General features: G+C 41.4%; 5 protein-coding genes. All 5 read left to right on the plus strand.

The window, feature by feature from the left end; genetic code table 11:
- On the plus strand, nt 1-1,875 hold a 1,875-nt coding region (locus tag HT725_RS07630; protein WP_173253348.1), incomplete at its 5' end, for a DUF1542 domain-containing protein.
- Nucleotides 1,876-1,928: 53 nt separating this feature from the next.
- Nucleotides 1,929-2,159: a hypothetical protein gene (locus HT725_RS10460; protein WP_345890543.1), complete on the plus strand. Its 231-nt coding sequence runs from the start codon at nt 1,929-1,931 to the stop codon at nt 2,157-2,159.
- Nucleotides 2,080-3,300 (plus strand): ABC transporter permease, encoded by a 1,221-nt coding sequence (locus tag HT725_RS07635; RefSeq protein ID WP_345890544.1) that lies wholly within the window; start codon nt 2,080-2,082, stop codon nt 3,298-3,300. Before HT725_RS10460 ends, HT725_RS07635 begins: the two co-directional genes overlap by 80 nt.
- Nucleotides 3,301-3,426: 126 nt before the next feature.
- Nucleotides 3,427-4,059: an ABC transporter ATP-binding subunit Vex2 gene (gene vex2, locus HT725_RS07640; protein ID WP_125447604.1), complete on the plus strand. Its 633-nt coding sequence runs from the start codon at nt 3,427-3,429 to the stop codon at nt 4,057-4,059.
- A 334-nt stretch (nt 4,060-4,393) separates the two neighbouring features.
- Nucleotides 4,394-5,773: an ABC transporter permease subunit Vex3 gene (gene vex3 / locus HT725_RS07645; protein ID WP_173218899.1), complete on the plus strand. Its 1,380-nt coding sequence runs from the start codon at nt 4,394-4,396 to the stop codon at nt 5,771-5,773.
- Nucleotides 5,774-6,220 lie beyond the last annotated feature (447 nt).

Genomic DNA, 6,220 nt, shown 5'->3' on the forward strand with positions numbered 1-6,220 from the left:
GACGACGAGACAACTAACGATAAGGTAGATGAAGCGAAGAATAATGGCAATACAGCTATCGATAACATCAACCCAACTGGCGATAAGAAATCTGACGCTAAGAAAGAAAGCCACAAAGCGGCTGAGACTAAGAAAGCTGAGATTGATAAGCGTACCGACTTGACGAAAGAAGAGAAGGACAAAGCGAAATCTGATGTTGAAACAGCAGCAGAAAAAGCTAAGAAAGCTATTGACGACGCGACAACTAACGATAAGGTAGATGAAGCGAAGAATAATGGCAATACAGCTATCGATAACATCAATCCAACTGGCGATAAGAAATCTGACGCTAAGAAAGAAATCGACAAAGCGGCTGAAGCTAAGAAAGATGAGATTGATAAGCGTACCGACTTGACGAAAGAAGAGAAGGACAAAGCGAAATCTGATGTTGAAACAGCAGCAGAAAAAGCTAAGAAAGCTATTGACGACGCGACAACTAACGATAAGGTAGATGAAGCGAAGAATAATGGCAATACAGCTATCGATAACATCAACCCAACTGGCGATAAGAAATCTGACGCTAAGAAAGAAATCGACAAAGCGGCTGAAGCTAAGAAAGCTGAGATTGATAAGCGTACCGACTTGACGAAAGAAGAGAAGGACAAAGCGAAATCTGATGTTGAAACAGCAGCAGAAAAAGCTAAGAAAGCTATTGACGACGCTCCAACTAACGATAAGGTAGAAGAAGCGAAGAACAATGGTAAGAAAGCTATCAATGACATCAATCCAACTGGCGATAAGAAATCTGAGGCTAAGAAAGAAATCGACCAAGTAGCTAAGTCTAAGAAAGATGAGATTGATAAGCGCACCGACTTGACGAAAGAAGAGAAGGACAAAGCGAAATCTGATGTTGATAAGGCAGCAGAAGATGCTAAGAAAGCTATTGACAGTGCAACAACTAACGATGAGGTAGATGAAGCGAAGACCAATGGTAAGAAAGCTATCAATGACATCAACCCTCAGCCTGCTCCTCGTCCAAACCCAACACCAACTCCACGTCCTGACGACAGTGCTAACACCAACAGCGGTACTGATGTCGATAACGGTGCTAACACGAACAACGGCGGTACTACCACCCCTGCTGACAGCAATAGCAACAGTGTGACACCAGGTAACAGTGGCAACACTCCAGCCCCTGGTGTGACGACCGACGATAGTAGCAATAGCAATCCTGCTACTCCATCGTCTACTGTTGGACAGGCTCAAGCAAGTACTCCAGCTCAAGAAACACCAGTTTCTACAAACACTCCAAACAATTCAGGCAATACAGTAACTCCTAGCGAGACTCGTCCTGTTGACAAGTCTGAGCTTGCGCGATTAGTTGAAGAACTGGAAACTCGTTTGAAAGACTTGGATGGTATTGATCAATCTGTCATCGACGCTGCTAAGATCATTCTTGGAGAGGGTCAAGAAGCCCTTAGAAATGCTGACTTGACAGAGGCAGGCTTGAAAGAGATGACTGCCAAGGTCAAAGAAGCACTCGAATCCTTGAAGGGCAAGCAAACGACTAAGGATGAAGAAGAAACGAAAGAAACAAGGAAAGAGCAAGGTCATCTTCCATACGGTACGATGATTGGCAGCCTGCTCGCCCTTCTTGGTCTCCTTCTCTTCCTCATCGCTCGTCGCAAGAAAGAGTCAGAACTCAAGAAATTGACCAAGGAATTGACTAAGATTCTACAAGAAAACGACCTTACAAATGTAGATGCGAAACTCCTTGATCAAGCACGAGAAGCTCTCGCTCAAGCGGTTGCCTTCCTAGCAAATGAGAAAGAGTCTGACCACACAGAAGATGAGTTGATTGAGAAACTCAAAGCTATTCTTGCTCAGCTAAGATAAGCAAAGCTTAGACTAGTCGGAAACTAGCTAGAATAGTAGTTGAAAGAGCAACGGTGAAAGCCGTTGCTCTTTTTGATATTTTTTTCGTATTTCATAAACATTTCATATTTGGGTTTTATAATAGTCTTACAAATATGGAGGTGACAAATGAATCCAATCCAAAGAGCTTGGGCTTATGTCAGCAGAAAGCGACTGAGAAGTTTTATTTTATTTCTGATTTTATTGATCCTGTTGGCTGGAATTTCAGCCTGTTTGACTCTGATGAAGTCCAACAAAACAGTTGAAACCAATCTTTACAAATCACTCAATACCTCTTTTTCTATTAAGAAGATAGAGAATGGTCAGACATTCAAGTTGTCAGACCTAGCATCTGTAAGCAAGATTAAGGGACTGGAAAATGTTTCTCCTGAACTGGAGACGGTCGCAAAACTAAAAGACAAGGAAGCAGTGAGTGGCGAGCAGAGCGTGGAGCGTGATGATTTGTCAGCTGAGGATAAGAATTTGGTTAGCTTAACGGCTCTTGAAGATTCATCTAAGGATGTGACCTTTACCAGCTCGGCTTTCAACTTAAAAGAAGGGCGACATCTTCAAAAAGGGGATTCTAAGAAAATCCTGATCCACGAAGAGTTGGCTAAGAAGAATAGTCTTTCCCTTCATGATAAGATTACCTTAGAAGCTGGTCAGTCAGAAGCTGGCAAAGGACACACAGTTGAGTATGAAATCGTTGGCATCTTTTCTGGTAAAAAACAGGAGAAATTCACAGGCTTGTCTTCTGACTTCAGTGAAAATCAAGTCTTTACAGACTATGACAGTAGCCAAACTCTTTTGGGAAATAGTGAAGCTCAAGTCAGTGCAGCGCGCTTCTATGTAGAAAATCCTAAGGAAATGGACGGACTCATGGAGCAGGTAGAAAACTTGGCCTTGGAAAATCAAGGCTATCAAGTCGAAAAGGAAAACAAGGCTTTTGAACAAATCAAAGACTCAGTTGCAACCTTCCAAACCTTTCTGACCATCTTCCTTTATGGAATGTTGATAGCAGGAGCCGGAGCCTTAATTCTTGTTTTGTCTCTCTGGTTGAGAGAAAGGGTCTACGAAGTGGGAATTTTACTGGCACTTGGAAAAGGCAAGAGCTCGATCTTCCTACAGTTCTGTTTGGAGGTAGTTTTGGTATCTCTCGGTGCCTTGCTTCCAGCATTTGTTGCAGGAAACGCCATCACATCTTACCTACTCCAAACACTACTAGCAAGTGGAGAACAGGCAAGCTTACAAGACACGCTAGCTAAAGCAAGCAGTTTATCAACCAGCATCCTATCTTTTGCAGAATCCTATGTCTTTCTGTTATTGATTAGTTGCTTATCTGTAGCCCTTTGTTTCCTATTTTTATTTAGAAAATCGCCTAAGGAAATTTTATCATCTATTAGTTAATACTCTTCGAAAAACTCTTTAAACTGTGTCAGCTTTATCTGCAACCTCAAAGCTGTGCTTTGAGCAACCTGCGGCTAGCTTCCTAGTTTAATCTTTGATTTTCATTGAGTATAAGAAGGAGAAATCATGACTTTATTACAATTACAAGATGTTACCTACCGTTATAAGAACACTGCTGAAGCAGTCCTATATCAGATCAATTATAATTTTGAACCCGGGAAATTTTACAGTATTATTGGGGAGTCAGGAGCGGGGAAATCCACTCTCTTGTCCCTACTTGCTGGTTTAGATAGTCCTGTTGAAGGTTCTATCCTTTTTCAAGGAGAGGATATTCGTAAGAAGGGCTATTCCTACCATCGCATGCACCATATTTCCCTGGTCTTTCAAAATTATAACTTGATAGATTATCTTTCTCCGCTGGAAAATATCCGCTTGGTCAACAAAAAGGCAAGCAAGGATACACTTCTTGAGCTTGGTTTGGATGAAAGTCAGATCAAGCGGAATGTTCTCCAGTTATCAGGTGGTCAACAACAACGTGTTGCCATTGCTCGTAGTTTGGTCTCAGAAGCTCCAGTTATTCTCGCTGATGAGCCAACAGGAAATCTGGATCCTAAAACTGCTGGAGATATTGTCGAACTGCTCAAATCACTTGCCCAGAAAACAGGTAAATGTGTCATCGTCGTAACCCACAGCAAAGAAGTGGCACAAGCATCAGATATTACACTTGAGTTGAAGGACAAGAAACTGACTGAAATATAGAATCTAGTTATTAAACTTTAAAATAGTATTAGTTGGTAACCAGATACGTGTAAAGTAATAATAAACGAAGTGAGTCTTTAACAACTATTTCCCGCAGTAGTGATAGCCTAGATAATAACAAAGTTATTATCAAGGTCGGAATTTTTGAGAGTAAAATAGTTTGGGGAACTATTTTAGCCTGAGCATAGAAATTAAAGGGCGAAGGGCTCAAAAATTAGGGATGAAATTCCTACAGGAAATTGCTCCCGTCCGAACAATCTAAGGGAAATAGTAAAAAAATAATTTATATAAGTTATAAGACATTGAAATAGAACAACATCTAGAAAGGGAACCTATGTTACACAATGCATTTGCCTATGTTACAAGGAAGTTTTTCAAATCGATTGTCATCTTCCTGATTATTCTCCTCATGGCGAGCTTGAGTTTGGTCGGCTTGTCAATCAAGGGAGCTACTGCCAAGGCTTCTCAGGAGACCTTTAAAAATATCACCAATAGCTTCTCCATGCAAATCAATCGTCGCGTCAATCAAGGAACGCCTCGTGGTGCTGGGAATATCAAGGGTGAGGACATCAAAAAAATCACCGAAAACAAGGCCATCGAGTCTTATGTGAAACGCATCAACGCTATCGGAGATTTGACTGGATATGAACTTATCGAAACTCCAGAAACCAAGAAAAATCTGACACCTGACCGTGCCAAACATTTTGGAAGTAGCTTGATGATTACAGGTGTCAATGACTCCTCTAAAGAAGACAAGTTTGTTTCCGGTTCTTATAAGCTGGTCGAAGGTGAGCACCTAACCAACGATGACAAGGACAAGATTCTTCTGCACAAGGACTTGGCAGCCAAATACGGCTGGAAAGTAGGGGACAAGGTTAAACTGGACTCCAATATCTATGACGCAGACAATGAAAAAGGTGCCAAGGAAACAGTCCAAGTGACAATCAAGGGACTCTTTGATGGTCACAATAAGTCGGCAGTAACTTACTCACAAGAGCTTTACGAAAATACAGCTATCACAGACATCCATACTGCTGCTAAACTATATGGTTATACAGAAGACACAGCTATTTATGGGGACGCAACCTTCTTTGTAACAGCGGACAAGAACTTGGATGATGTTATGAAAGAGTTGAATGGCATAAGTGGTATCAACTGGAAGAGCTATACACTGGTGAAGAGCTCGTCTAACTACCCAGCTCTTGAGCAATCTATCTCTGGTATGTACAAGATGGCCAACCTCCTCTTCTGGGGTAGCTTGAGTTTCTCAGTTCTTCTCCTTGCCCTCTTGCTCAGCCTTTGGATCAATGCCCGTCGCAAGGAAGTGGGAATTCTCCTCTCTATCGGTCTCAAGCAGGCAAGTATCTTGGGACAATTCATCACCGAATCGATTTTGATTGCTATCCCAGCTCTTGTTGCATCATATTTCCTAGCCAACTACACAGCTCGCGCAATTGGAAATACTGTTCTTGCCAATGTGACTTCAGGTGTTGCCAAACAGGCTAGCAAGGCGGCTCAAGCCTCTAACCTTGGTGGTGGTGCAGAAGTAGATGGCTTTAACAAGACCTTGTCAAGCCTAGACATTTCTATTCAGACATCAGACTTTATCATCGTCTTTGTCCTTGCTTTAGTTCTAGTGGTTCTCGTTATGGCACTTGCATCAAGCAATCTCCTCAGAAAACAACCAAAAGAGCTCTTGCTCGATGGTGAATAATACTGATGCTAGATTGAAAAATGAGGCTAGCAACTGAAAGTTATAAAATGATAAATGAAGTAGAAAGCAATGGTGAAAATCATTGCTTTCAGTTGCTTTCTTTGTACTTTAGTACTTAAATATGATATACTAAGGTTATGGAATTTATTAGAAAGGAGTTTCGCAACTTATATATGGAATCGTGCATAAAAATCTATAGAAATCTTATCTTGAAAATAGATAGATAAATCTGTAGAAGCCTATCCATATCGCAAACATAGGCTAGTAGACCTAGGCAGGGTCTACCTTGGAAAATATAGAATAGTGAGGAAAAATAAACATTATGAGACAAACAAATGTTAGAGGAAGCTTGTCCCTCCGTGGCTTTAGAAAATTGAGAACTGGTGCAATTGTTGCGACAGGTGTGATTTTGCTAGGTCTGGGCTTCTTAGCTCCAACTGTGTCAGC

The sequence above is a fragment of the Streptococcus sp. 2579 genome, assembly GCF_013277195.1.
Classification (GTDB): domain Bacteria; phylum Bacillota; class Bacilli; order Lactobacillales; family Streptococcaceae; genus Streptococcus.

What these genes read in the sequence shown, in the direction of transcription:
- vex2 (WP_125447604.1), top strand. Translation starts at nt 3,427, where the DNA reads ATGACTTTATTACAATTACAAGATGTTACCTACCGTTATAAGAACACT.
- vex3 (WP_173218899.1), top strand. Translation starts at nt 4,394, where the DNA reads ATGTTACACAATGCATTTGCCTATGTTACAAGGAAGTTTTTCAAATCG.